Source organism: Actinomyces sp. oral taxon 897, assembly GCF_002999235.1.
Lineage (GTDB): Bacteria > Actinomycetota > Actinomycetes > Actinomycetales > Actinomycetaceae > Actinomyces.
Map to the genome: position 1 here is coordinate 832,831 of NZ_CP027236.1, position 25,571 is coordinate 858,401.

A 25,571-nucleotide genomic window follows, 5' to 3' on the forward strand; every position below is an offset into this window, starting at 1 on the left:
CCCGGGCGCGGGGCGCCCACGACGACGGGGTCCTGCGGCCCGGGAAGGCGGTTCCTGCAATGGGGCGCAACAGCCAGGTCGTCCTCCTGGACGTGGACGGCACCCTCGTGGACTACGACAACCAGCTGCCGCCCTCGGCGGTGCGGGCGGTACGCCGCGCCCGGGCGGCGGGCAGGCGCGTCTACGTGTGCACCGGACGCTCACGCGCGGAGGTGCCCGAGGAGATCTGGGACATCGGCCTGGACGGCATGATCGGCGGCAACGGCGCCTACGTGGAGGACGACGGCCGGGTCCTGCTCCACCGGCACCTGTCCCGGGAGCAGTGCCAGGCGGTCACGGTCTGGCTGCGCGCCCGCGGCCTGGTCTTCTACCTGGAGGCCAACTCCGGCCTGTACGCCCCACCGGCCTTCCGCGAGGGGGCCCGCCCCGCTATCCGGTCCTACGCGGCCGGGCGGGGGCGGGACGCGCGGGACCTGGAGGTGGAGGACGTCCTGACCGGCCTGGTCCTCACCGAGGACCTGGTGCGCGGTGACGTCAACAAGATCAGCTTCGTGCTGTCCTCCTGGGCCGACGTGGAGGCGGCCCGGGAGCGCTTCCCCGACCTGCTGGTGGGCTCCTGGGGCGGGCGCGGGCACGAGGCCCTGTTCGGGGACGTCGCCCTGCCCGCGGCCAGCAAGGTGGAGGCCGTGGACGTCCTGCTCGCCGCTCTCGGGGCCCGCCTGGAGGACACGGTCGCCTTCGGGGACGCCGTGGTGGACATTGGCATGCTCCGGCACTGCGGCACCGGGGTGGCCATGGGCAACGCCGCCCCGCAGGTCAAGGAGGCGGCCGACCTGGTCACCGACGACGTGGAGGAGGACGGCCTGGCCCACGCCTTCGAGCGCCTGGGGCTGACCGGGTAGCGGGCGGGTCCGCCGCGCGGTGGTAGCGGGTGGCGGTGTCGCGGCGCCGGGCTGGTGGTGGGCGATACTGGGATCGAACCAGTGACCTCTTCCGTGTCAGGGAAGCGCGCTACCGCTGCGCCAATCGCCCGAGGTGGGTACCGGATTCGAACCGGTGTAAACGGCTTTGCAGGCCGGTGCCTAGCCTCTCGGCCAACCCACCGCTGAGACGCTGGGGGCTGGGCGCTCCCGGCTCCTCGGAGCGGATGACGGGACTCGAACCCGCGACCCTCACCTTGGCAAGGTGATGCTCTACCAACTGAGCCACATCCGCGTCGCCTCGACCACCCCTGCCGGGGTGCCCGGTGCTGGAGAACCATAACACCCCCGCCCGGCCCGGACGCAAACGGCGGGCCGGTGATTCACCTCACCGGTCACGGAGTTGCCCCGGTGGGGGCCACCTGGCTAACCTACCTGCGCAGCGGGCGATTGGCTCAGGGGTTAGAGCGCCTCGTTCACACCGAGGAGGTCACTGGTTCGATTCCAGTATCGCCCACTCCCGGCCCCCGCGGGGGCGTACGGGGTCGGAGCCCGGGTGGCTCCGACCCCGTTTCTCTCCCTCACCGTACCGCTCCTGGCCGGTAGGCGGTCGCGGGCCCTCAGCCAAGCTGCTCGGCGACCCCGGCCAGCAGCAGGGCGTGGGTCGCGGCGTCGGCGGCGCACAGGAGACCGTCGTGGCCGAGGTGGAGCGGCCCACCGCGCAGATCAGTCAGGACACAGCCCGCGGCTCGGCAGATCCCGATCCCGCTGGAGAAGTGGACGCTGGCCTCGCGCCACCCCGGCAGGACGAAGCCCGCACGCAGTCCGGTGGCCACCCAGGCCAGGGCGATCCCGGTGCCTACGAACCGGGGGCTCAGGGTCCGCAAGGCCGGGGACCGCCAGAATCGAGCTGAGGAGAAACCCTGCTCGTCGGGGTCGACCGTCTCCATGAGGATCTCGACGATCCGCGAGGACGCGCTCGGGGCGGTGGGCTCGTCGCGACCGGCGACACGGGTGAAGGCCCTCGTCCCGTCCGTCCAGGTCAGCCGGTGTGGCTCCGCGACGGCTGCAGCCAGCACGTCGTCGCCGCGCGTGAGGGTCACCGAGGCGCCGTAGGGCCCCTGCCCGGCAGCGTAGTTGAGAGTGCCGCACAGCGGGTCCACGAGCCATACGCGCTCCGCGTCCTGCGGCCCGCTGCGACCGGACTCCTCGGCGACCACCGCGTCGTGGGGACGCTGCTCACGCAGGACAGCCAGGACGGCGACCTCAGCCGCGACGTCCACGTCGGTGGCGAAGTCGGCCCCGGACTTCCAGCGCCGTCCCAGCTGCCTGCCGGCCCACGAGCGATGGACCCGCGCGGCGGCCTCGGCTGCGACAGTGGTGGTCTCGACGTCAGTCAGGCTCATGGGGCCATGATAGTGCGATGCGACACAGCCGTCTCAGGAAGGTGCGGCAGAGCACGGCCCCCGGCGCGGGGCCGCCCCGGCCCTCTTAGATGCGGGCGCCGTCGGGGACGGTGCCCGGCGCGCCGTCGGGGCCCAGGTGGGCGTCACCGGTGGCCACGACGCCGGCCCCGAAGGTCCAGTCCCCCTCCACCCTCAGGGTGCGGGCACCGCGCAGGGAGGGCGGGCCCGCGGGGAAGCGGGCCTCGAAGTCGGCGATCGTCCTGTAGTAGCGGGCGTCCAGGCTCACCGTACAGGCCTGCTCCGCCACCTGGACCAGCAGCCCGTCGGCGTTGAGCTCGTAGGCGTCGGAGCGCACCAGGAGCAGGTCGTTGGTGGTCTTTACCGGCTGGAAGCGGCTGCGCGGCACCTCCACGGCGGTGGCCCCCTCGAAGGCCTCCACGGCCGCCCCCATGGCGGTCTCCAGCTGGATGACGGGGGTGGAGGAGGGGTCGGCGGGGTCCACCGTCTTGGTGTTCCTGATCAGGGGCAGGCCCAGGATGCCGTCGCGCTCCTCCAGGGTCTGGCGCAGGACGCGCAGGTCGAACCACAGGTTGTTGGTGTGGAAGAAGGGGTGGCGGAACTGGTCGGTGAAGTAGTGCATCTGGTCGGCCGGCGTCTGGGCGGTGTCGCGCAGGATAATGCGCCCGTCGCTCCTGCGCACCGCCAGGTGGCCGCCCTTGACGTCGGCAGGGGTGCGTCGGCACACCTCGGGGGCGTAGGGGGCGCCGGTGGCCGCGAACCAGCCGGCGATGCGGGCTGAGGGGGCGGCACCCAGGTTGTCGGCGTTGGCGGTCATGGCGTAGCGGTAGCCGCGCTCCAGCAGGGCGTCCAGGACGCCGGAGGACACCAGGGCGGTGTAGATGTCGCCGTGCCCGGGGGGGCACCACTCCAGCGTGGGGTCGGCGTCCCAGGTCACGGGCGTCAGGTCGTCGGCCCTCAGCTTGGGCTCCTGGTTCTGCACGAAGTCCAGGGGCAGGCCCTCCACCTCCAGGTCGGGGTAGGCGGCCAGGGCCGCCAGGGTGTCCTGGCGGGTGCGGAAGGAGTTCATGAGGACCAGGGGCAGGGTGACGTCGTACCTGGCGCGGGCGGCCATGACCTGGGCCACCAGCAGGTCCAGGAAGGTCCTGCCGTCGCGCACGGGCAGCAGGGTCTTGGCCCGCTCCAGGCCCATGGAGGTGCCCAGCCCGCCGTTGAGCCTGATCAGGACGGTACGGCCCAGGGCCTGGCGGGCGTCGTGCTCGCTGACCTCGACGTCGTCCACGGAGGCGACCTGCCTCAGCGGCTCAATGGTCTCCTCGGGGACGAGCCCGGTGGCCCCCCGCTCGAGCTCGCCGTAGTAGTGGCTGAAGACGTTCATGGCCTGGGGCGCGACGCCGGCGTCGCGCATCTTGGCCAGGGCTGCGGACAGGCCGTTCTTGCTCATGGGACGAGCCTACCCTACGATGAGCGATTCTGTCCCTATTTGGTCGAGTCTGTTCGGTTGAGGGAGAGGTGTTCCTACAGCCCCACCATTCAACCACATCTGACAACTATCTGCGGCTACCTCTCGCTAAGGACGGAAATCCGGGATATCCTTCAGGTACCCGAACCACGAGGAGGTGCCATGTCGGCCCCCTACCCTCCCGGTCTCACCCCCGAGCCGGCCCCACCCACCCAGGCAGACGCCCTGGACCCCGTGGACGTCGATGTCCTCGCCCGCCTGGACCGCCTGGAACGCAAGCTGGACTGGGTGGCCACCCGGGTCGCCCGGATCGCCGCCAGCCCGGCCGCCCGCTACCAGCCCGCGCCACCGCAGGCGGCCGCACCGGCCGGACCGGCGCAGGCACCCCGGTCGCGCCCCTCCCCCGCCGCAGGGTCCCCCGGCGGGGCGCCACCGGACGGCGCGCCCGGAGCGGCCCACGACCCGCGCCCGCACACCGTCCCGGCGACGCGCCCCTCTCTGGCCGTCCCCGGTGCGTCCGCGGCGACGAGGGCCGTCATCGCGGCCATGGACGCATGGTCCCCGGATGACGCCCCGGCCGTCAGGGCGCAGCCGGTCAGCCGCCCGGGCGACCAGGCCGCCACGCCGCGGCCCACCCCGTACGCACCGCCCTCCCGCCCCTCCCCCGCCCCCTACCAGCCGCCCCCGGAGCAGCGCTCCGAGATCGAGGACGTGGACGCCCTGCCGGACTGGATGGCACGGATGACCCAGGAGGGCAACCTCGGACGCTACCTGCTGTCCGCCGCCGCGGCCCTGCTCGTGGCCCTGGCCGGTATCAGCCTCATCGCCCTGACCTGGGACTCCATCCCCGACCTGGTCAAGGTCGGCTCCCTGGCGCTCCTGGCGGGCGGGCTGACGGCCGCCGGGACGTGGGTGGCCGGCCACCGCCCCGGCCTGAGGGTGGCGGGGGCCACCCTGACGGGGACCGGCGGGGTCCTGGGGTTCGTGTCCGCCATCGGGGCGGTGCTGCTGGAGACGCTCCCCGCCTACCCCGCCCTGGCCCTCATGGCCCTGTGGGCCCTGTTCCTCCTGGTCCTGTCGGCACGCACCCGCCAGGTCTTCACCACCGTGGTCTCCACCCTGGGCGCCCTGGTCACCGTGTGGTTCGCCACCGACTGGGCCGTGCGCACCCCCGACCAGACGTTCCTGGCCTGCGCCACGACCCTGCTCTACGTCGTGCTGTTCGCGACCGGCACCGCCGTCCTGTCCGAGCAGGGCCGGTCCGGCCGGTGGAGCCCCGGGATGCCCGCCGCCTCCCTGGTGCTGACCGCCTTCACCCTGGTCCGCCTGCCGGTGCCCACCTTCCAGGCGGCCAGCCCCCTGGTGGACACCCTCATGATCCTGGCCACCGGCACCCTGGGGCTGTGCCAGGCCGCCCACTGGTCCTCCCTGCTGTGGCGCAACGGGCACCGCTCCCTGACCGGCGCCGACTGGTGCCTGGGCCACGCCCTGGTGCTGGGGGCGGTGGCGCGCGTCCTGCACGGGGCCGCCCAGCGCAGCCTGACGGGCGCCACCCCCGCGGCGGTGCACGGCCAGCAGACCCTGGTGATCCTGCTGGCCCTGGTGGTCACCGGGGGCTCGGCCCTGCTCCTGCTGACCCCCTTCGCCGAGCGGGCCTGGCGCCAGCGCGCCGCCCCCACCGTCCTGGGGGCCTCCGTCCTGCTGGGGCTGGTCGCCGTCAGCGTCGAGCCCCACACCTACCTGACGACCGTGCTGGTCCTGGTCGTGTGCGCCCTGTCGGCCCTGCGCGTGGGCGCGTTCGTGCCCCTCCTGACGCTCCTGGCCGCCGGGGCCGCGCTCATCCTGCCCGGGGACACCCTCACCGACGTCCTGCTCCTGGCCGCCGGGGCGGCCGTCGCCCTCGGCGGCTCCCTGCTCCTGGAGTACCTGCTGCCCGAGCGCGAGACGGCGGACCAGGAGCCCGGTCGGGAGAACCTCCTCACCGCCGCGGCCTGGGTGGCGGCCCTGGTCCTGACCGTCCTGCCCGCCAACCTCCTGTGGCGCCGCCTGCCGTCCGGTGACGTCGCCCGCACCCTGCCGGTCCTGGTGGCGGCCCTGGTCGTCATGGCCCTGGTGGGCCTGGGGCTGTGCGCCAGGGAGCTGACCCCCCTGGTCCTGCTGGGCGGGAGCGCCCGGGGCCAGCGCGCCGGCTCCCCGGGGACGCCCGGGGCCACCACCCTGCCCACGCCCCAGATCTGGGTCACCACGGTGGCCTCGTGGGCCCTGGCCGTGTCCCTGCTGTCCGTGGGCCAGGCGGACTCCTCGTGGCCGTGGAAGGCGGCCTGCGCCGTGGTCGTCCTGGCCCTGTGCGCCACCGCGGTCTGGCTCACGGCCCCGTGGACCCGTGACGAGCCCGGCCTCCTGCTCCTCGTCACGGCGACGACCACCCTCCTGGTGTGGGGGACCGTCGTCGCGCTCACCGACGTCACGGTGCAGGGGATGACCATGTCCGGGGTCGTCCTGGCCACCGGCACCGTGTGCATTATCGGAGGCTTCCTCAGGCGGCTGACCACCCTGCGCCACTACGGGCTGCTCGTGGTCCTGGCGGCCGTGCTCAAGCTCGCGGTCGTGGACGTGGGCACGCAGAGCTCCCTGGTACGCATCGCGGCCCTGGCCGTCGGGGGGCTGGTCTGCTTCCTGCTGTCCCTGGCCTACAACCGGCTGGCGGCCCAGGAGCCCGCACCGCCGCAGGCCCCGGGCGCACCGCCGGGCGCGCCGTTCCCGGCGCCGGGGCCCGTACGGCCCCCCTCCGCCCCCTAGGCCCGCGCGCCGGGCCGGCTCAGTCGGGCCGGCGGGCCAGGAGACGGGCCAGGAAGCGCCCGGTGTAGGAGCCCTCCACCTGAGCCACCTGCTCGGGGGTCCCGGCGGCCACGACGCTGCCACCGCCCGACCCGCCCTCAGGCCCCAGGTCGACCACCCAGTCGGCGTTGGCGATGACGTCGAGGTTGTGCTCGATGACCACCACGGTATTGCCCTTGTCCACCAGGCCCTGGAGCACCGACAGCAGCCTGCGGATGTCCTCGAAGTGCAGGCCGGTGGTGGGCTCGTCCAGCACGTAGACGGTCCGGCCCGTGGAGCGGCGCTGGAGCTCGGCGGCCAGCTTGACCCTCTGGGCCTCACCCCCCGACAGGGTGGTCGCCGACTGGCCCAGGCGCACGTAGCCCAGGCCCACGTCGGTCAGGGTGGTCAGGTGGCGGGCGACCACGGGGGTCGAGGCGAAGAAGTCGGCGGCCTGGCTGATCGTCATGTCCAGCACGTCGGCCACCGTCCTGTCCTTGTAGCGGATCTCCAGGGTCTCGCGGTTGTAGCGGGCCCCGTGGCAGACCTCGCAGGGCACGTAGACGTCGGGCAGGAAGTTCATCTCGATCCTCAGGGTGCCGTCGCCCTTACAGGCCTCGCAGCGCCCGCCCTTGACATTGAAGGAGAAGCGCCCCGGGCCGTAGCCGCGCACCCTCGACTCCGGCACGGAGGCGAAGATCTTGCGCACGTGGTCCCACACACCGGTGTAGGTGGCCGGGTTGGAGCGCGGGGTGCGCCCGATGGGCGACTGGTCGACGTGGACCACCTTGTCCAGGTTCTCCAGGCCGCGCACGGTCCGGTGGCGTCCGGGCACGCCCCGGGCGTGGTTGAGGCGGTTGGCCAGCACCTGGTAGAGGACCGAGTTGACCAGGGAGGACTTGCCCGACCCGGAGACCCCGGTGACGGCGGTCAGCAGGCCCAGGGGGAAGGAGACGGTGACGTCCCTCAGGTTGTTCTCCCGGGCCCCCACCACCGTGACCTCCCGGCCCCGCTCGCGCCTGCGCCGCCTGTCGGGGACCTCGATGCGACGGCGACCGGCCAGGTAGTCCCCGGTGACGGAGCCCGGCACGTCGGCCAGGGCGCCCACCGGCCCGGAGTGGACGACCTGCCCGCCCCTCTCCCCCGCGCCCGGGCCGATGTCCACCACCCAGTCCGCCGCGCGTATGGTGTCCTCGTCGTGCTCGACGACAATGAGGGTGTTGCCCAGGTCCCGCAGCCGCTGGAGGGTCTCAATGAGACGGGCGTTGTCCCTCTGGTGCAGGCCGATGCTGGGCTCGTCCAGCACGTAGAGCACACCCACCAGCCCCGACCCGATCTGGGTGGCCAGGCGGATGCGCTGGGCCTCCCCGCCCGACAGGGTGGCCGCGCCCCGGGACAGGCTGAGGTAGTCCAGGCCCACGTCCACCAGGAAGCCCAGGCGGGCGTTGACCTCGGCCAGCACGCTGCCGGCGATCCTCGCGGCCTGGCCGGTCAGGGACAGGCCCGCCAGGAAGTCCCGGGCCTCGCCCACCGGTAGGTCGCACAGCTCGGCGATGGACCTGCCCCCCACGCGCACCGCCAGGACCTCGGGGCGTAGGCGGGCGCCGCGGCACGCGGGGCAGGGGACCTGGCGCATGTAGGCCTCGTAGCGCTCCCGGGACAGGTCGGACTCGGTCTCGTCGTGCTTGCGCATGACGTAGTCCAGCACGCCCTCGAAGCCGGTGGAGTAGACGCGCTCGCGGCCCCAGCGGTTGCGGTAGCGCACCTGGACCTGGTAGTCCCGGCCGCGCAGGATCGCCTGCCTGGCGCGCTCGGGCAGGGCCCGCCAGGGGGTGTCCACGCTGAACGCCAGCTCCTCGCCCAGGGCCGCCAGCTGACGGGTGAAGTGCTTCTGGTGGACGGTCCAGGGGGCGACGGCGCCCTGGGCCAGGGTGAGCTCCTCGTCGGGGACCACGAGCTCGGGGTCGACCTCCAGGCGGGTCCCCAGGCCCGAGCACTCCGGGCAGGCCCCGTAGGGGGCGTTGAAGGAGAAGGTACGCGGCTCCATCTCGTCCAGGGCCAGGGGGTGCTCGTTGGGGCAGGCCCGCCGCTCGGAGAAGCGGCGCCAGCGGTCCGGGTCGTCGGCCCCCAGGTCCACCTGCTCAATGACCACCAGGCCGTCGGCCAGCCCCAGGGCGGTCTCCACCGAGTCGGTCAGGCGCTGGCGCACGCCCTCGCGCACGACCAGGCGGTCCACGACCACCTCGATGTCGTGCTTGAGCTTCTTGGACAGGGCCGGGACGTCGTCGAGCCGCCAGACCTGGCCGTCCACCCGGACGCGGTTGAAGCCCCGGCCCCGCAGCTCCCCGAACAGCTCGGTGTACTCGCCCTTGCGCCCGCGCACCACGGGGGCCAGGACCTGGAAGCGGGTACCCTCGGGCAGGGCACGGACCTGGTCCACGATCTGCTGGGGGGTCTGGGAGGAGATGACGGCGTCGCACACCGGGCAGTGCTGGATCCCGGCGCGGGCGTAGAGCAGGCGCAGGTAGTCGTAGACCTCGGTGACGGTGCCCACCGTGGAGCGCGGGTTGCGGGAGGTGGACTTCTGATCGATGGACACCGCCGGGCTCAGGCCCTCGATGAAGTCGATGTCCGGCTTGTCCATCTGGCCCAGGAACTGGCGGGCGTAGGAGGACAGGGACTCCACGTAGCGGCGCTGGCCCTCGGCGAAGATCGTGTCGAAGGCCAGGGAGGACTTGCCCGAGCCGGACAGCCCGGTGAAGACGATCATCTTCTCGCGCGGCAGGTCCAGGTCCACGCCCTTGAGGTTGTGCTCTCGTGCGCCGCGGATAATGAGGGAGTCGTTCACGGCCGTGAGTCTAGGGCGGGGGCGCTGAGTGGCCCCACCGCTCGTACACGTGTTCGACGACGGCGGAGCGGTGCTTGGTCACACCGCCCCGGCGCTAGGATGGCCTGGTGAGCACCGTCTTCGCCGTGGAGTACCAGTACGTGACCGACCGGGACCAGGACCTGGACCGGATCCGCCCCTCCCACCGGGCCTTCAACGCGGCCCTGGCCCAGGCCGGCGACCTGCTGGCCGCCGGCCCCTACGTGGGCACACACGAGGCGCTGATCCTGGTACACGCCCGGGACGAGGCGGCGGCCCTGGCGCTGCTGGAGGAGGACCCCTTCAACCAGGCCGGCCTCATCGCCCGGCGCACCCCCCGGGAGTGGAACCCCGTGATCGGCGTCCTGGCCTGAGGACCGGCGCCAGCCTGGGGCCCGCCGGGGCGTGCGCGCCCTGGCCCCCTGCGCCGTCCCGGACTCGCCCCCGCGCCAGCGTCCACCAGCGGTAGACCCCGGGCAGTGGTGCCCCGGGGCCGTGAGGGCAGGGCCCGCGGGGGCGTGCGCCCCCTGGGGGCGCTGGCGGGGGACCCGCGGGGCGTGGCGGCGGCCAGGGCCACCTCACGGGGGCGCCACCCTGGTCAAGAACGGGCTCTGAGGGTAGCCTCACCTCGTGCCCATGAACGCCGACTCCCCAGACGCCCGCGCCCGCCGCACCGCACGTCGGCTCCTGGCCGGCGCTGGCTGCGCCAGCCTCACCGCCTACCACAGCGCCCCCAACGAGACCACCTACGTGGCCCACGCCCTGACCGACGAGGGCTACGTGCTCGTCGCCGTCCGCCCCGCCGCCGGCTCGGCCCTGTGCGAGGACCTGGCACCCGAGGACGAGCTCCAGCACGTACGGCTGGACGTCACCCTGGACGCCGCCGACGCCTCGGTGAGGGTGACCGCGGCCACCGCCCACCTCCTGGGGCACCTGCACTGGGTGCCCGCGTCCATGCGGGAGACGGTCCTGACCACCGCCCGCACCCCCACCTGCCACTGCGCCGTCACCGGCGAGGACCCGCTCCTGGGGGTCGCCGAGCTGGCGGCCGTGGAGGGGGGCCGGCTGGCCCTCATCGAGACCGACAGGGTGGTGGTTCACGACGTCTCAGGGGTCAGCGCCCACGCCATCGAGGACGTGGTCGCGCTGAGCTCGGAGCCCACCGTCTCCTGGGGCTCGGCCGAGCTGCTGGTGGCCACCGAGGCGGTGCGCGACCTGGGGGACCTGTCCCTGAACGCCCTGTGCGACGCCGTCGCCTCGGGGAACGTCCCCGGCGTGCTGTGCTCGGAGCGGCCCAGCGAGGGGATCTGCCCGGGACTGGTCGGACGGGTCCTGTGCGTGGACGCCGACGCCCGCTCGGTCACCCTCATGCAGCTGGGCAGGGCCCGCACGCGCACGGTGGTCCTGCTCTTCCCCGACGCGCCCCTGACGCCCGCGGCGCTGGGACCGGCCCTGGAGGGGCTCTCCCTGAGCGCCCTGAGCCTGTCTCTCCTGGGCTAGGGGGCCTCCTGGGCTAGGGCGCGGGCGGCGCAGCGAGACCACCCTGATACGGGCGCGGGCCGGGGGCGCCCGCACCGGTCAGGACGGACGCCCCCGGTGCCCAGCCGTTCTCACGACGAACAAGTACCGTTCTCACGAGCAATAAGTACCGTTCTCGCGGTGGGTGGGCGTGGTGCGGGTGGTCAGCGGGCCCGGTAGGTCAGGCAGGTGGCCGTCTCCCCGCCCAGGGAGATGCCCTCGGCGGTGCACATGAGGTTCTGGTTGTGGACGCACTCCAGGCGCTGGCAGGTGCCCACACGCCCCTGGGCGACCGGCAGCCCGCCACGGGCGTCCAGGACCACGAGGGTGCCGCAGGCCGGGGCGCCAGCGGTGCCGCCGACGGTGATGGCGGGGGCCGTGCAGCCGTCGTGGTTGAAGGCGCAGGCGGTGGCGGCGCAGGAACGGATAGCGGTGAACGCGGTCATAATGAGCCTCCCGGTGTGAGTGGTGTCGCGCGAGGCGCGGTGACATTTAGAAAGGTAACCGCCCTCCTGCCGCCCCGCAAGGAACCCAATGGATCAGAGCCGTGACTGTTCCGCCAATCGTTGCCATATCAACGAAAGGTAAGAGTCAGTAAGGCCTGTCTGAGAAGACCGGGAGGCTCTGGCGAGGGCATTAATTACGCAACATGATCGTTTCGGGAACGGAAGCGGGCCGCCTACCGGCCACCGTCCCGACCGCCGCCCACCAGGGCTAGGCTTGAGGCCGACGCACGGAAGGGAGCACCATGACCGAGCAGCTTCGTAACCCCGAGGACGTCTTCGAGTGGGTAGCCGCCCTGGACCACCCTGAGATGCTGGCGGCCCCGGTCCACGCGGCCCTGGCCGACCTGGCGGCCCGCTCGCCCCAGGACGCGGACCTGGTCCACCGGGCCAGGGTGGTGGGCATCGACCCGGCCTACTCCGACACCGAGGCCCTCAACACCAGGTTCGCCCTGGACCCTGACGCCACCGGCAACTGCGTCCTGGTGGCCGGCAGGCGCGCCGGTCAGGAGAGGATGGCCGCCTGCGTGGTGCGCTCCAGCGACCTGGCCGACGTCAACCACGTGGTCAAGCGGCTCCTGGACGTGCGCAAGGCGAGCTTCGTGCCCATGGACCGGGCCGTGGAGGAGTCCGGCATGGAGTACGGGGCCATTACCCCGGTGGGCCTGCCCACCCCCTGGCGCGTCCTGGTGGACGCCGCCGTGGCAGGACGGGACAGCGTCCTGGTGGGCGCGGGCGTACGCCAGACCAAGCTCATCCTCCCCGGGGCCCTGCTGGCCGCCCTGCCCGGCGCCCAGGTCGTCCAGGGCCTGGGCCTGCGCCCCTGAGCCCGCCGGGCACGGCCCAGCCGCCCGCCCCGGTCACCACGGGAACCACCTGGCAGGCCCCCTCACGCCCCTGCCCACCGACGCACGGCCCGGGCCGTGCAGCGGCGCAGGTTCTGCGGCCCCTGGGCCAGGGCGTCGCGCAGCGGCACCGACGGGTCGCTAATGCGGATGACCGCCTCAGCCCCCAGGTCTGCGAGGCCGTGGTCATTGCCGCCACCGCCGTCACAGCCGTGCCCGCAGGACCCGGCGTCGACCCTCCCGGCCAGGATAATGACGGGCACCGCGCACTCGCGGGCCAGGCGCACCACCCCGCTGACGGCCTTGCCCTCCAGGGACTGCGCGTCCAGTGACCCCTCACCGGTCAGGACCAGGTCCGCGTCCTGGATGCGCCGACGCAGTCCCACCGCCTGGGCCAGGCAGTCGATCCCCGGGACCAGCCCGGCGCCCAGGACCGCCGCCAGGGCGAACGCGGTGCCCCCCGCCGCGCCGGTCCCCGGGCGCGTGACCCACTCCCCCGCCTTGAGCAGCGCCGCCAGTCGTGAGGCCTGGGCGTCGAGGTGCTCGATCTGCGCCGCGGTCAGCCCCTTCTGGGGGCCGAAGACCGCTGCCGCGCCACGGGGCCCGGTGAGCGGGTTCGTCACGTCGCAGGCCAGGGTCAGGTCGATACCCTCCACCCGCCTGCGTGCCGGGCCCGTCTCAATGGCGGCGATACTGCTGAACGCGGCCGGTACCGGGGCCACGGGCCGGCCGTGGGCGTCCAGGCACCGGGCGCCCAGGGCGGTGAGCAGGCCCAGCCCCAGGTCGTTGGAGGCCGAGCCGCCCAGCCCGATGAGCAGCGAGCGGGCCCCGGCGTCCGCGGCGGCCGCCAGCACGCGCCCCATCCCGGCCGTCGAGGAGCGCATGGCGTCGCGGTCGGCGGCGGCGACGTGCTCAATACCCACCGAGGAGGCCAGGTCCACCACGGCCCGGCCGCCGTCGAGCCCGAACCCCGCGGTCCGCGCCCTGCCCAGCGCGTCCACGGTCTCGACCCGGTGCCAGGAGGCGCCCCAGGCCTCGGTCACGGCCCGGGCGAAGCCCTCGCCGCCGTCGGAGACCGGGATGAGGTCCACCTCGCAGGACGGGAGTGCCTCACGGGCCCCTGCCGCCATTGCCCGGGCCGCCTGCGGGGCCGTCATGGACTCCTTGAAGGAGTCCGGCGCCACTACGATCCTCACCACGGCCCCCTACCCTGGTGCCTCCGCGCTCAGGCCCTGAGGCCGGCGACGGCCCGGTCGAACTCCTGAGAGACCGCCGGGTCCGGGCGGCCGAGCAGCGAGACGCCCACAGCCACGGCCAGGTGCCCGATGAAAGCGGGCAGGAGCTCGTAGAGGTCGAAGATCCCGCCGGGACCGCCGTCGGTGTTCCCCCAGACGGCCACCAGGACCGCCCCGGCCACCATGCCGGCCAGCGCACCGGGAACGGTCAGGCGCCTCCAGTACAGGCACAGGAGCACCGTGGGCCCGAAGGAGGCGCCGAAGCCCGCCCAGGCGAAGGCGACCAGCGTCAGGATCGTCTCCGACGGGCTCCAGGCCATGACGGCCGCCACGAGGGCGACGACGAGGACGGCCGTGCGCGAGGCGATAATCAGGTGACCGGTGGAGAGCTCCTTCCTGCGCACGGTCCGGTAGAGGTCCTCAATGAGGGCCGAGGAGGTGACCAGCAGCTGGGAGGAGATCGTGGACATGATCGCCGCCAGGATCGCGGCCAGCATGAAGCCCGCCACCAGGGGGTGGAAGAGGAGCGTGCCCAGCGAGATAAAGACCGTCTCGGGGTCCTTGAGCTGGGCGGTGTCGCGCTGGTAGACGGCCACGCCCACCACGGCGGTGCCGACGGCCCCGAGTACGGCGAAGAGCATCCAGCTAATGCCGATAACGCCGCCCTGGACCGCCTCACGCGGTGAGCGGATGGCCATGAAGCGCACGATAATGTGGGGCTGGCCGAAGTAGCCCAGGCCCCAGGCCAGGGCCGATATGACGCCCACGAGGGAGACCGTCGGCCCGACCAGTACCCAGTAGTCGGGATCGACCTCACCGACGGCGCGGAGCACCTCCCCCGGGCCGCCCACGTGCACGGTGCCGACGACCGGGACGGCCACCAGGGCGGCCACCATCATGAGGCCCTGGACCAGGTCGGTCCAGGAGACCGCCAGGAACCCGCCCACAAGCGTGTACATGACTGTGATGGCAGCCACCAGGGTCGTGCCCAGGCGGTAGTCCATGCCGAAGGAGGACTCGAAGAACTTGCCGCCGGCCACCATGCCGGAGGAGACGTAGAAGGTGAAGAACACCAGGATAATGACGCCCGCGGCCCAGCGCATGAGGTGGCGCGAGTCGTGGAGGCGGTTGTCCAGGAAGCTGGGGATGGTGATGGAGTTGCCGGCCACCTCGGTGTAGCTGCGCAGGCGCGGCGCCACCACGAGCCAGTTGGCCAGGGCCCCCACGGTCAGTCCGACGGCGATCCAGGACTCCACCATCCCCGAGGCGTACAGGGCCCCGGGCAGCCCCATGAGCAGCCAGCCGGACATGTCCGAGGCCCCGGCGGACAGGGCCGCCACGAAGGGGTTCAGGTCGCGCCCGGCGAGCATGTAGTCGTCCAGGTCGGAGGTGCGCACATAGGCCCACAGGCCGATCATGATCATGGCGACGAAGTAGACGGTCATTGCGATGGCCTCGAAGGTCGTGTCAGTCATGACGCCTCCAGTCCTCTTGCACCGGGCGGCGTTCCTCAAGGCCACCGCGGGACGAGCATGGGCAGGTCATATTAGTGTGACACACCACTCGCCGCCCCACGGCGCAACCGAGAACGGACGGCGCGTCACCTCCAGGCTCCGACCGCCTGCTGCCGGACGACTCGCCCCCGGGCCCCTACCGGGCCGGGGTGCAGGGCACGGTCACCGCGGGCACGGCCCCTACCGGGCCGGGGTGTAGAGCACGACGGCGGCCGCCCAGTTCCCGTCATGGGTCAGGGACACCGGCCAGCACCCAGGCTCCGCGCTCCCGGCGCCCAGGCTCGCCTCGACGGCGTCGGCCACCTCGCCCACCAGGTGCAGAGACGGCCTGCCCCAGCGGTCGGAGACGACCTCGACCTGGCGCCAGTCAACGGACTGCGGAGCGATGACGGGGGCGGCGGACGCGCCGGTAGCGCGCGCGCGCAGCACCAGGGCCTGGCTCCAGGCCTTGACAAAGGACTCCTTGGCGGCCCACCGCGCGGCCAGGTGCTCGGCCTGCGCCGACCCCTTCTCCCGGGAGCGGCGGGCGGCCTCCCGGCGCTCCCGGGGCGTGAAGGCGCGCTCGGCGAAGACCGTGCCCGGCTGCCCCAGCTGCTCGGCCAGGCCGGGGACGTGGACCAGGTCCGTGCCCACGGCGAGCCCTCCTCCCGGTGGGCCGGTGAGCCCGGGGAGCCGCGGGTCACTCATGCTCCCGCCCTCCCCCGCCGGGTCGGAGCCGCTGGCCCGTCTCCAGGCGGTCCGCAGCGGGCAGGAGGTGGCGCGCACCGGCGGGCGAGTACACGGGGGCGGTCTTCAGGGAACTGGGTACGGTCCGCATAATCGGCCTCCTGTCAGCCTCCTGCCTGGGAGGACGTTACCTAAAGGGGCGCCGGGCCACGAGCGAGGACGACCAGGGCGATGCGGTGGGTCCGCCCGCGCGGCCAGAGCCGTGCGGGCGGACCCACCTCGCCGCCGAGCGGCCCGTCAGCCCCGGGGCAGGGTCTCCCCGGCGTGGTAGACGCCGTCGGCGCCCAGGCGGGCCTGCGGGTCGAGCAGCATGGCGGCCTCCACCTCGTGGGGGTCGCGACCGTCCTCGGCCTCACCCAGGCGGCGGCCCTTGACCTGCGTGAACAGCTCGGCCCGGCCGATCATGCCGGCGCGGCGGCGGCGCGTGCCGGCGGCCAGGCGGGCGTTGGCGCGCTCCACCCAGGCGTCCACGGCCTCCTGGCCGCCGGAGCGGCGCAGGGCCGCCTCGAAGGCGCCGGGGTGGACGACCGCGATCAGGCCAGAGACGTGCCCGAAGCCCAGGGAGGTCAGCAGGCCCGCGCGCACCGGGCCGGCGCCCGGGACGCGCCCGGAGGCGCCCCCGCGCCCGGCCAGGCGGATGGGCCTGCGCGGCCACACCCAGAAGCCGTCCTTGCGCAGCGGGGCGTCCACCACGTCCAGGGAGGCGTTGCCCGGCGCCACGCCGGTGGCCAGGATCTCGGTCAGGCCCGCCACCTGGAAGACGGCGGCACCGCCCTTGGCGTGGCCGGTGATGGTCTTCTGGGACACGGCCACCAGCGGGTTGCCCTCGGTGCGGCCCAGGGCGCGGGCCAGGCGGGTGTGCAGCTCGGACTCGTTGGGGTCGTTGGCCCCGGTGGAGGTGTCGTGCTTGGAGACCACGGCGATGTCGTCGGCCTCCACGCCCAGGGCGGCCAGGGCGCGGGCCAGGCGGGAGGCCCGCCCGCCCCGGCCGGCCCCCAGGGCCCCCAGGCCGGGGGCCGGGATGGAGGTGTGGGCGCCGTCGGCGTAGGAGGAGACGAACCCGACCACGCCGGCCACGGGCAGGCCCAGCTCGGCGGCCACGGAGCCGCGGGCCAGGATGACCGTGCCGCCTCCCTCGGCCTCCACGAAGCCGCCGCGGCGGCGGTCGTTGGCCCGGGAGAAGTGGCGGTCGGAGATGCCCTTGGCGCGCATGGCGGCGGCCTCGGCGGTGGCGTTCATATTGCCGAAGCCGACGACGGACTCGATCGAGATGTCGTCGATGGCGCCGGCCACCACGACGTCGGCCTTGCCCAGGGCGATCTTGTCCCAGCCCTCCTCGATGGACACCGCGGCGGTGGCGCAGGCGCTGACCGGCTGGACCATGGCGCCGTAGCCGCCGACGTAGGACTGCATGACGTGGGCGGCCACCACGTTGGGCAGGGCCTCCTGGAGGATGTCGCTGGGGCGCTCCTGGCCCAGGAGGCGGCCGACGAACATCTTGCGCATGGACTCCATGCCCCCGAAGCCGGTGCCCTGGGTGGAGGCGACGTCACTGGGGTGGACGGCGGCCAGCAGCTCGGCGGGGCTGAAGCCCGCGGACAGGAAGGCGTCCACGGCGGTGACCAGGTTCCACGAGGCGATGGGGTCCATGCCCTGGGTCATGGAGACGGGGATGCCCCAGCGTCCCGGGTCGAAGTCGACCGGGAACTGGCCGCCGACGGTGCGCGACAGGGCGGCCCGGCGCGGCACGCGGACCAGGGACCCGGCCAGGCGGGTGACCGTCCACTCGCCGGTGGCGGCGTCGGGCGCCACGAGCGTGTGCTCGGGGTCGGAGTCCTCAATGGTGCGGGCGGCGGCCTCGTCGGCCACGGACAGGGTGATGTCCCGGTCCAGGTAGACGCCCACCTCCTCGTCGGCGACGGTGGCGATGAGGCCGTCGTCGGTGAACTCGCGGATACCGCAGCGGGCGACCACCTGGTCGCGGTAGCGCGCCCAGACGTCCTCCTCGGGGACCAGCTCGCCCTCGGTGTCGTACCAGCCGGCCTTCGGGGAGTCCTGCCAGCTCAGCAGGCCCATGCCCCAGGCGAGCTCCAGGACCCCGGCGGCGGTGAGCTCCACGTCCTCCCCGCCGGTCATGCCCAGCTCGGCCTCGCGGCGGGTGCGCCCCGAGCCCCAGGTGGAGACCTCGCCGGTGGAGACGATGACGACCACGTCCTCCAGGTCCACGTCCACCTCGCCCCAGGCGGGGGCGGTGGGCTGGCGCGGGACCACGGGGGTGGGCAGGGCGGGCACGCTCACCTGACCGGGGGCCGCCTGGGCCGGGGCCGGGGCCGTGCCCGCCGCGCCCTGGCGCAGGGCGACCAGGTCCACCCCCTCGCCCAGGCCCCCGGTCAGGTCGGCCAGGACCGGGGCGGTGGCGGCGGCGGCACGCACCTGGGGGGTGCACAGGTCCAGCAGCTCGGAGGCGATCTCCTGGGTGGACCAGGTGCGCACCCCGGCGGCCTCGACGGCGGCCACGAGCGGGTCGTTGCCTCCCATGAGCCCGGTGCCCCGCACCCAGCCGATGCGCGGGTGGGCCAGGGTGACGCGCTGCGCCCAGGCCCGCTCGGAGCGCCAGCGGTTGACCACGGCGTCCAGGGCGGACTTGACCTCGCCGTAGGCGCCGTCACCGCCGAAGGTGCCCCGGTTGGGGGAGCCGGGCAGGACCACGTGGAGACGGTGGTCGACGTGGGTGTCGGTGCCGATGGCGCTCAGGGCGGCGATGGTGCGCTCCACGCTCCACAGCAGCAGGCGCGTCTGGGCCTCCGCGGCGGGGCCGGCGTCGGCCAGGGAGCCGGTCACGCGGGGGGCGGCGAAGGGGACGAGCAGGGTGGGCACCAGGGCCTCCTTGACCACGGTGGTGGTGCCCCCGCTGGTGACGGACTGCTCCCCCCCGATCCACGCCGCCAGGGCGTCCACGTCCCGGTAGGAGGACAGGTTGGCGGGGACGATCCACAGGCGGGCCCCGGCGCTGGCGTGCTCCCGGTACAGGCGCGTGGCGAAGGCCAGGCGCTCGTGGGTCAGGCGCGAGCTGGTGGCCACCACCGTGGCGCCCCCGGCCAGGAGCTGGCCGGCGACCGCCGCGGCAATGGACCCGGGGGCCACGCCGGTGACGACGGCCACGTCGTCGGCCCAGCGTACGGCGTCCTGGCCGGGGGCGGGGCTGCGGCGGGCGGCGGCCGCCAGGGCGGCGGCCAGCTCCGCGCGCTCCTGGCGGTCGGGCAGGGCGGAGCGGGTCAGGGTGGTGGCCCACCAGTCGGCCTGGTCGGCCACGGCCTGCCCCAGGCCCGTGAAGCGCTCGGGGGCCAGGAGGCGGCGGGCCTCCTCCAGGGGGGTCTCACCGTTGCCCAGGCGGGCGAGGTCCTCGCGGGCGGTGGCCCAGCGGTCGTCAATGAGGACGGCGCGGGCGGGCTCGAAGGCCGGGGTCACCGACCTCACCCAGCCGCTGCCGAGCTCGGCGTCAATGGCTGCCAGGGCGGCCCTGGTGGCGGCGTCCTCGTCCCCGGCACCGGCTGGGACGCTGACCTTGTCGGCCAGGCCCAGGGCGTCCAGGAGGGTGCGGGCCGTGGTGGCCAGGACCCCCTGCTCGCCCGTGACCGTGGCGGCGAAGGCGTCCAGGGCCGCGGAGTCCACCACCGCGCCGCCTCCGGCGCCGGCGGCGGAGGCCTTGGCCACCGTCACCCCGTGCTCGGCGGCCACCGCCGCCACGGCGGCGTCAATGAGGGCGTCCACGGCCCCGGCGCTGGTCAGCGGGGCGGAGGTGCCCAGGCTCGCCAGGTCCTGGCCGCGCACGGAGACGCCCTCGCGGGTGCCCAGCACCAGGGCGGCGGTGACGTGGGAGACCCAGCCCTCGCCCAGCCCCCAGACGCCGGTGACCTGCTCGGCGACGCGCGAGGCGCGCACCCCCGAGGGCCCCAGGATCCGGGCCAGGCCGGTGCGGACGACCTCGGACAGGACCGGGCCGAAGGGCTTGTAGCCCGGGGCCCCCTTGGCCACGGTGGCGGCCAGGGCGGTCATGTCGGCGTCGGCCGCGCCGTCGATGCTGGCCAGCTCCAGCTCGGTGCCCAGGTCCATGAGGAGCTGGTTGCGCCTCGAGGAGACGCCGTTGGTGAGGGTCTCGGTGGTGTCGGTGGCACCGATCTGCTCGGGGCGGATGCGCGAGGCGTGGGCCAGCAGCACCGTCAGGGCGTCGGTGGCGCCAAAGGGCAGGTCCGCCACCGGGCCCGCCGGGGCGCCAGCCGGGGCGGGGGCGCTAGCCGGGGCGGCCGGGGCCGGGGCAGGTGCCGCCGGGGCCGGCTCAGGCGCGGGCGCCGCGGACGCCGCTGCTGCGGGCGTCGCGGGCGCCGGTGCGGCCGGCTCGTCCAGGACCTCCAGGTCCACGGCCGGGTCGGTGTCGGTGGCCAGGACCCGGGCCTCGTCACGGCGGGCGTTGTGCACCGTGACGTGGCGCCCGGCGTGGCGCGGCAGCATGAGGGTCTTGGCCGCGAGGTTGGCCAGGGTGGGGGCGTTGGCCAGCCCCACCTCGACCAGGTGCTCAATGCCCAGGCCGCCCTCGGCCGGGGAGGAGAAGAGGACGTCCTGCGTCTCGATCCAGCGCACCGGGGAGGCGAACTGCCAGGCCAGGAGCTCCACCAGGAGCACCCGGGCCAGGTCCACGGGACGGGCGGCCCACTCCTCCCAGGAGTCCAGGACCTCCTGGACCGGCTCGGAGGGGACCACCTGGAGGATGGAGCGGGCGAACTCCGGGGTCAGGGCGAAGGGCCGGGCCACCAGGTTGGGCACGTAGCGGTCCACCAGGCGGTGGTAGTCCAGGTCGGTGGGCACCAGGGCCAGGAGGCGGTCACGGAAGTCCGCCACGCCGGGGCGCAGGACCTCGGAGTGGAAGGGGACGTCGATACCGGGCACCAGCATGAAGGGGTTCTTGCCGCCGCGCTCCCGGGCCCGGGCCCGGGAGTCGGCCGCCAGGGCCTTGAGGCCCTTGACGGTACCGGCCACCGCGTACTGGACACCGGCCAGGTTGTGGTTGACGATCTGGAGGAACTCCCCCGTCTGCGCCGCCACGTCGGCCACGTAGGCCTCCACGTCCTCGGCGCGCACGCCGCACTGGTTGGGGCGCAGGGCCCCCATGCGGTAGTCGGAGGCGCCCTGCTCGTCACGCGGGACCAGGGTGTGCATGGTCGAGCCGCGCTGGAAGACGATGGAGATGGTGGTCTCCACGTCCATGACCCGCCCGTAGGAGCTCAGGGCCGTGTACTCCCCCAGGGAGTGGCCGGCGAAGGCCGCCCCCTCCACCAGGGCCCCGGCCTCGGCCAGGCGGGCGGTGGTGGCCATGGCCACGGTGGCCAGGGCGACCTGCGTGAACTGGGTGAGGTTGAGCAGGCCCTCGGGGTGGCGGTAGGTGACCCCGCGCGCCGTCATCTCGGTGGGGTTGTCGCGCACCAGGGAGATCACTGAGAAGCCCAGGGCGGAGCGGGTGTGGGCGTCGGCCCGGTTCCACACCTCCAGGGCGGCCTTGGAGGAGGCCCGCTCGTCCAGGCCCATGCCCGCGACCTGGATGCCCTGGCCGGGGTAGACGTAGGCGGTGGGCTCGGGCTCGGTGACGGCGGTGCCGCGGGAGACGACCTCCCCGTCGATACGGCAGACGACCTCCAGGACGTAACCGCCGCCGCGCACCAGGCCGGTGCGCTCCACGGAGATCTCCACCTGGTCGCCCAGCTCCACGGGGCCGGTCATGACGTAGGTCCAGCCCGCCAGGACGAAGTGGGTGCCGTCGGCGGCGGTGGAGGCGGCCACCTGCTGGGCGGTGGCCGACAGCCACATGCCGTGCACCAGCGGGGCCTGCATACCGGCCACCTTGGCGGCGTGGTAGCTGGTGTGGATGGGGTTGAAGTCGCCGGTGACCCGGGCGAAGGCGGTCATGTCCGACGGCGCGGTCACGCTCACCCGGCGCAGCAGGCGGCGGGCGGCCGGGGCCGTGGCCCGCCCGGTGCCGCCGGCGGTCTCGGGGGCGGAGGGGACGGCGGATCCCGAGGCCCGGCCCCGGATGGCGAAGCGCTCGCGCATGAGGGCGATGAGGCTGCCGTCGGCGACGTCGGTCAGCTCCAGGCGCACGTCCACCACGCGCCCGGCACTGGACTCCTCCAGGGCCGCGACCCAGCCGTCGACCTGGACGCGGGGGCGGTCCCCGGCCGCGGCGCCCTCACGGGCGGCGGCCTCCAGCTGCGCCAGGGGGCGGCGCAGGTCGACGGTGTGGTCCAGGTGGACCGCGCCGAGCAGCCCCTCAATGAGGGGCATGCCGTCCTCCACCACGCTGCCCAGGGCCGCGTAGACCACCGGCCAGCACGGGCCCAGGAGGGCGTCGGGGACCAGGGAGGCGGCCGCCAGGGTGGTGGGCAGGGCGTCGGCGGTGACCGAGGCGTGGTCGTGGCCCAGGGTCTCGGCCAGGGTGAAGCGGGCGTGGACCGTGCCGAAGGGCTGGGTGGCGGGCCGGCCCAGGGCGTCGACGGCCCCCGGCACGGCCGGCCGGACCCGCGGCAGGGTCTCGACGTGGTCGCCGGTAATGGAGGTGGCCCCCACCCCGGCGGTCACCCGCAGCAGGTCGTTCATGGTCTCGCTAATGCGCTCGGGGTCCACCAGCGGGGCGGCCCCGTCCCAGGCGCGGGCCAGGCGCAGCGGCACCACCAGGCGGCGCACGGCGTGGATGGCCGACCCGCCGGGGGTGGAGTCCCAGTGGGTGTCCAGGTGGATGTCCAGGTCGTAGGCGTCAGGGGCGACGTCGGGGCGGGCCACCACCGTGTAGGCGTCGTCGGTGAGGACCCGGGCGGGGTTGACGGTCAGGTGGCCGTTCCACAGCACGTGCGGGGTGGTACGCACCAGCTCGGTGGCGTCGGCCACGGTGTGCGCCTCAGGCAGCCAGGAGGTGCCCAGGCGCCCGGCGACGGCCCGCTCGGGGGTCCCCGAGGCCTGGAGGGCCTCGACGGCGGCGGTCTCGAAGCGTCCCAGCAGGTGGCCCACGGGCTCGTTAATGGTGGTGATCCCGGCCACGGCCACGGGCCCGGGGATAATCCGGACCTGGTCGGCGGTGTAGCGCGGGTCCTGGGACTGCCACAGGGAGTCCGTGCCCCACCAGCGCAGGATGTCGGCGTCCAGGACGGGCACGAAGGGCACCGGCTTGGGGTGCTTGCGGCACAGGTCCACGAACCAGGCGGCGTCGGCGGGCTCCACCAGGGTGGTGGCGGCCGACGGGTAGCGCCCGGCCAGGGCCGCCAGGGCGGCGTCGGCGTCAATGACGGCGTCGTGGTCGGCGAACAGGGTGGGGACCTGACCGTGGTCGGCCTGGCTCAGCCGGGCCTCGACACGGTGCAGCAGGTCCAGGAAGCGGTCGTACCAGCCCTCGTCGGCCCAGTCCGCCACCGTGGCGGCGCGCCCCGAGTGGGGGGCCACGCACAGCTCGGCGTAGCGGGTGGCCCACGCCAGGTAGGTCATCTCCTCCACGTCACCGAAGTAGGGCTTGGCGGTCCTGGCCAGGGCGGCGACCATCTCGTCACGGCGGGCGTTCATGGCCGCCTCGTCACCGGCGAGCTCCTGGATGAGGCGGGAGGCCCGCGCCGAGGAGTTGTCGATCTCGTACAGGTCGGCGCGCAGGTGGGACAGGCCCGAGGTCATGCCCCCCTCGGAGGCCCCGGAGGCCACCCAGCCGCGGTTGGCCCCGTGCGGGTCGATCCCGGGGGTGTCCACCAGCAGCTGCTTGACGTCGTCGTTGGTCCTGGCCTCCAGGCAGGTCATGGCGGCCGTGCCCACCATGACCCCGTCCACCGGGGCGGCGGCGGTGCCGTAGGCCAGGGCCCAGCGGCCGGTGAGGTAGTCGGCGGCCCGCTCGGGGGTGCCGATGCCCCCGCCCACGCACAGGATGACGTTGTCCCGCTGGCGGATGGCGTCGTAGGTGGCCAGGAGCATGGTGTCCAGGTCCTCCCACGAGTGGTGCCCGCCGGCGTGGCCGTCCTCCACCTGCATGATCACCGGGGTGGTGGGCACGGCGCGGGCAATGGCCAGCACGGAGCGGATCTGCTCCACGGTACCGGGCTTGAAGGCCACGTAGGGGAAGCCCTCGGCGTGCAGGCGCTCAATGAGGGCGACGGCCTCCTCCAGCTCGGGGATGCCCGCCGAGACGGTGATGCCGTCCACCGGGGCCCCCCCGGCGCGGGCCCGCGACAGCAGGCGCTGGGTGCCCAGGTGGAGGTTCCACAGGTAGCGGTCCATGAACATGGCGTTGAAGGCCGCGGTGCGCCCGGGCTTGAGCTGCTTCTGGAGGCCGGCGAGGTTGGCGGCCAGGACCGGGCCGGTGGTCTGGCCCCCGCCGGCCAGCTCGGCCCAGTAGCCGGCGTTGGCGGCGGCGGCCACGATCTGCGGGTCCACCGTGGTGGGGGTCATGCCCGCGAGCATGACGGCGGAGCGGCCCGTCAGGCGGGTGAAGGCGGTCTCCAGGGTCAGGCGCCCGTCAGGCAGGCGGGTCAGGCGCGGGGCGAACCGGGAGCGGTCCACGGTGGCGGCGGGACGGACCCCGGGGCGGTCCAGGTTATCCAGGGCGGCGGCGGTCCCGGCGGGCACCACGGTGGCCCCGGTCCCGGCCAGGACGGCCTCGGTCAGGCGGGACAGGACGGCCCCCGGACCCAGGTCCAGGACGGTGCGCACGCCCCCCTCCAGGGCGGCGGTGACGGTGGCGGGCCAGTCCACGTGGTCGGTCAGGACGGCGGCCCCCAGGTCCCGGGCCAGGGAGGTGTCCAGGCCGCAGGCACCCGCCCAGGCGACGACGTCCTCCACGGCACCGGCCAGCAGCGGGGTGTGGAAGGGCACGGAGGTGGTCAGGAACTCGGTGACGGGGGCCAGGACCGCCCCGCCCAGGCGACGCTCCTTACGGGCCCTGGCACTGGCGGCGGCCGCCGCCTCCAGGGCGGTGACCACGCGCTCCAGGTCGCCGGGGCGCCCGGAGAGGATGTGGGCGGTGCGCCCGTTGGTGACCCCCACCGACAGGCGCTCGGAGCCGGGCACCCGCTCCAGCACGGAGTCCAGCTCCTGGCGGGTCACGCCGCGCACCGAGAGCATGGGCGTGGACTCCCCCACCGTGCCCAGGTCCAGGCGGCGGGTGGCCCGGGCGGCGGCGGCCCCAATGAGACGGGCCAGGGCGTGGACGTCCACGACCGCGTCACGCGAGCCGCGCAGCGCCTCCAGCAGGGCCACGCCCAGGACGCCCTGGGAGTGGCCGACGGCCCCCGCCGGGGGCGTGGCCGACAGGGACACCCCCGCAGCCGGCAGGGCCTCCAGGACCGCCTGCTGGGCCAGGAGGATACCGGGCACGGACACGTCGGCGGTGTCCGCCGCGCCCCGGCGCCGGCCCACCACCGGGGCGGCCTGGTCGGTCAGCAGGCGGGTACCGGTAGGGGTGACGGTCAGCAGCTCGGCGGCCACGGGGGCCAGGCGGTCGGCCACGGCCGCGTCCAGGTCGGCCAGGGAGGCGGCGAGGTCACGGTCCAGGGCGACCAGGTCGGCCAGGACGGCGCGCCAGGGGGTGGCCTGGCCGCCGAAGGCCACGATGTAGGGCTCGCCGTCAGTGAGTCGCTGCGCGGCGGTCGTCGCGGTGGAGGGGGTGGTGCTCATCGTCCGGTTCTCATCCTGGTTCTGCTCGGAGGGGGTCAAGGGTGTCGG

14 protein-coding genes and 4 tRNA genes are annotated in these 25,571 nt (G+C 74.3%); 6 read left to right on the top strand and 12 right to left on the bottom strand.

The features are described 5' to 3' along the window. Positions 1-59 precede the first annotated feature (59 nt). Positions 60-902, top strand: coding sequence for an HAD family hydrolase (locus C3V41_RS03405; protein ID WP_106109109.1), 843 nt, complete (start codon positions 60-62; stop codon positions 900-902). A 55-nt stretch (positions 903-957) separates the two neighbouring features. Here C3V41_RS03405 and C3V41_RS03410 read toward each other — a convergent pair. The 3 genes from C3V41_RS03410 to C3V41_RS03420 form a co-directional block, all read right to left on the bottom strand. Next, positions 958-1,032 (bottom strand) — tRNA-Val (locus tag C3V41_RS03410). Position 1,033: 1 nt separating this feature from the next. After that, a tRNA-Cys gene (locus C3V41_RS03415) sits at positions 1,034-1,104 on the bottom strand. Positions 1,105-1,142: 38 nt separating this feature from the next. Further along, positions 1,143-1,215, bottom strand: a tRNA-Gly gene (locus tag C3V41_RS03420). A gap of 149 nt (positions 1,216-1,364) precedes the next feature. Here C3V41_RS03420 and C3V41_RS03425 point away from each other — a divergent pair. Beyond that, positions 1,365-1,437: transfer RNA gene (locus tag C3V41_RS03425), tRNA-Val, on the top strand. Positions 1,438-1,540: 103 nt separating this feature from the next. Here C3V41_RS03425 and C3V41_RS03430 read toward each other — a convergent pair. Further along, positions 1,541-2,326, bottom strand: a complete 786-nt coding sequence (locus C3V41_RS03430; protein ID WP_106109110.1) for an inositol monophosphatase family protein — start codon at positions 2,324-2,326, stop codon at positions 1,541-1,543. An 85-nt stretch (positions 2,327-2,411) separates the two neighbouring features. Then, a complete protein-coding gene (locus C3V41_RS03435; RefSeq protein ID WP_106109111.1) occupies positions 2,412-3,788 on the bottom strand; it encodes a UTP--glucose-1-phosphate uridylyltransferase in 1,377 nt (458 codons plus the stop codon). Between the two features lie 180 nt (positions 3,789-3,968). Between C3V41_RS03435 and C3V41_RS03440 the strand changes: the two genes are divergently transcribed. Further along, on the top strand, positions 3,969-6,605 hold the full coding sequence (locus C3V41_RS03440; RefSeq protein ID WP_106109112.1) for a DUF2339 domain-containing protein: 2,637 nt from the start codon (positions 3,969-3,971) through the stop codon (positions 6,603-6,605). Between the two features lie 19 nt (positions 6,606-6,624). On the opposite strand, the gene uvrA is transcribed toward C3V41_RS03440, so the two are convergent. After that, on the bottom strand, positions 6,625-9,471 hold the full coding sequence (uvrA, locus tag C3V41_RS03445) for an excinuclease ABC subunit UvrA (RefSeq protein WP_106109113.1): 2,847 nt from the start codon (positions 9,469-9,471) through the stop codon (positions 6,625-6,627). 107 nt (positions 9,472-9,578) lie between these two features. Between uvrA and C3V41_RS03450 the strand changes: the two genes are divergently transcribed. Both C3V41_RS03450 and C3V41_RS12760 read left to right on the top strand, forming a co-directional pair. Beyond that, entirely contained in the window at positions 9,579-9,863 is a 285-nt protein-coding gene (locus C3V41_RS03450; RefSeq protein ID WP_106109114.1) for a YciI family protein, read from the top strand. A 262-nt stretch (positions 9,864-10,125) separates the two neighbouring features. Next, on the top strand, positions 10,126-10,989 hold the full coding sequence (locus tag C3V41_RS12760; protein WP_129591624.1) for a hypothetical protein: 864 nt from the start codon (positions 10,126-10,128) through the stop codon (positions 10,987-10,989). A 182-nt stretch (positions 10,990-11,171) separates the two neighbouring features. Here the strand turns inward: C3V41_RS12760 and C3V41_RS03460 are convergent, their stop codons facing one another. Continuing rightward, on the bottom strand, positions 11,172-11,453 hold the full coding sequence (locus C3V41_RS03460; RefSeq protein WP_106109115.1) for a DUF1540 domain-containing protein: 282 nt from the start codon (positions 11,451-11,453) through the stop codon (positions 11,172-11,174). A gap of 302 nt (positions 11,454-11,755) precedes the next feature. On the opposite strand from C3V41_RS03460, the gene C3V41_RS03465 reads away from it, so the two are divergent. Continuing rightward, positions 11,756-12,337 carry a YbaK/EbsC family protein gene (locus C3V41_RS03465; RefSeq protein ID WP_106109116.1) on the top strand — a complete coding sequence of 194 codons (582 nt, stop codon included), beginning with the start codon at positions 11,756-11,758 and terminating at the stop codon, positions 12,335-12,337. A 62-nt stretch (positions 12,338-12,399) separates the two neighbouring features. On the opposite strand, the gene C3V41_RS03470 is transcribed toward C3V41_RS03465, so the two are convergent. From C3V41_RS03470 to C3V41_RS03485, 5 genes are all read right to left on the bottom strand, one after another. Further along, positions 12,400-13,551: a glycerate kinase gene (locus C3V41_RS03470; RefSeq protein WP_106110638.1), complete on the bottom strand. Its 1,152-nt coding sequence runs from the start codon at positions 13,549-13,551 to the stop codon at positions 12,400-12,402. 29 nt (positions 13,552-13,580) lie between these two features. Next, positions 13,581-15,065 carry a sodium/proline symporter PutP gene (gene putP / locus C3V41_RS03475; RefSeq protein ID WP_106109117.1) on the bottom strand — a complete coding sequence of 495 codons (1,485 nt, stop codon included), beginning with the start codon at positions 15,063-15,065 and terminating at the stop codon, positions 13,581-13,583. A 219-nt stretch (positions 15,066-15,284) separates the two neighbouring features. Beyond that, complete coding sequence (acpS, locus tag C3V41_RS03480; RefSeq protein ID WP_106110639.1) at positions 15,285-15,791, bottom strand: holo-ACP synthase AcpS; 507 nt, start codon at positions 15,789-15,791, stop codon at positions 15,285-15,287. Continuing rightward, positions 15,784-15,921: a hypothetical protein gene (locus C3V41_RS13035; protein WP_165271569.1), complete on the bottom strand. Its 138-nt coding sequence runs from the start codon at positions 15,919-15,921 to the stop codon at positions 15,784-15,786. Before C3V41_RS13035 ends, acpS begins: the two co-directional genes overlap by 8 nt. Positions 15,922-16,067: 146 nt before the next feature. After that, positions 16,068-25,523, bottom strand: coding sequence for a type I polyketide synthase (locus C3V41_RS03485; protein ID WP_106109118.1), 9,456 nt, complete (start codon positions 25,521-25,523; stop codon positions 16,068-16,070). Between the last annotated feature and the right edge of the window lie 48 nt (positions 25,524-25,571).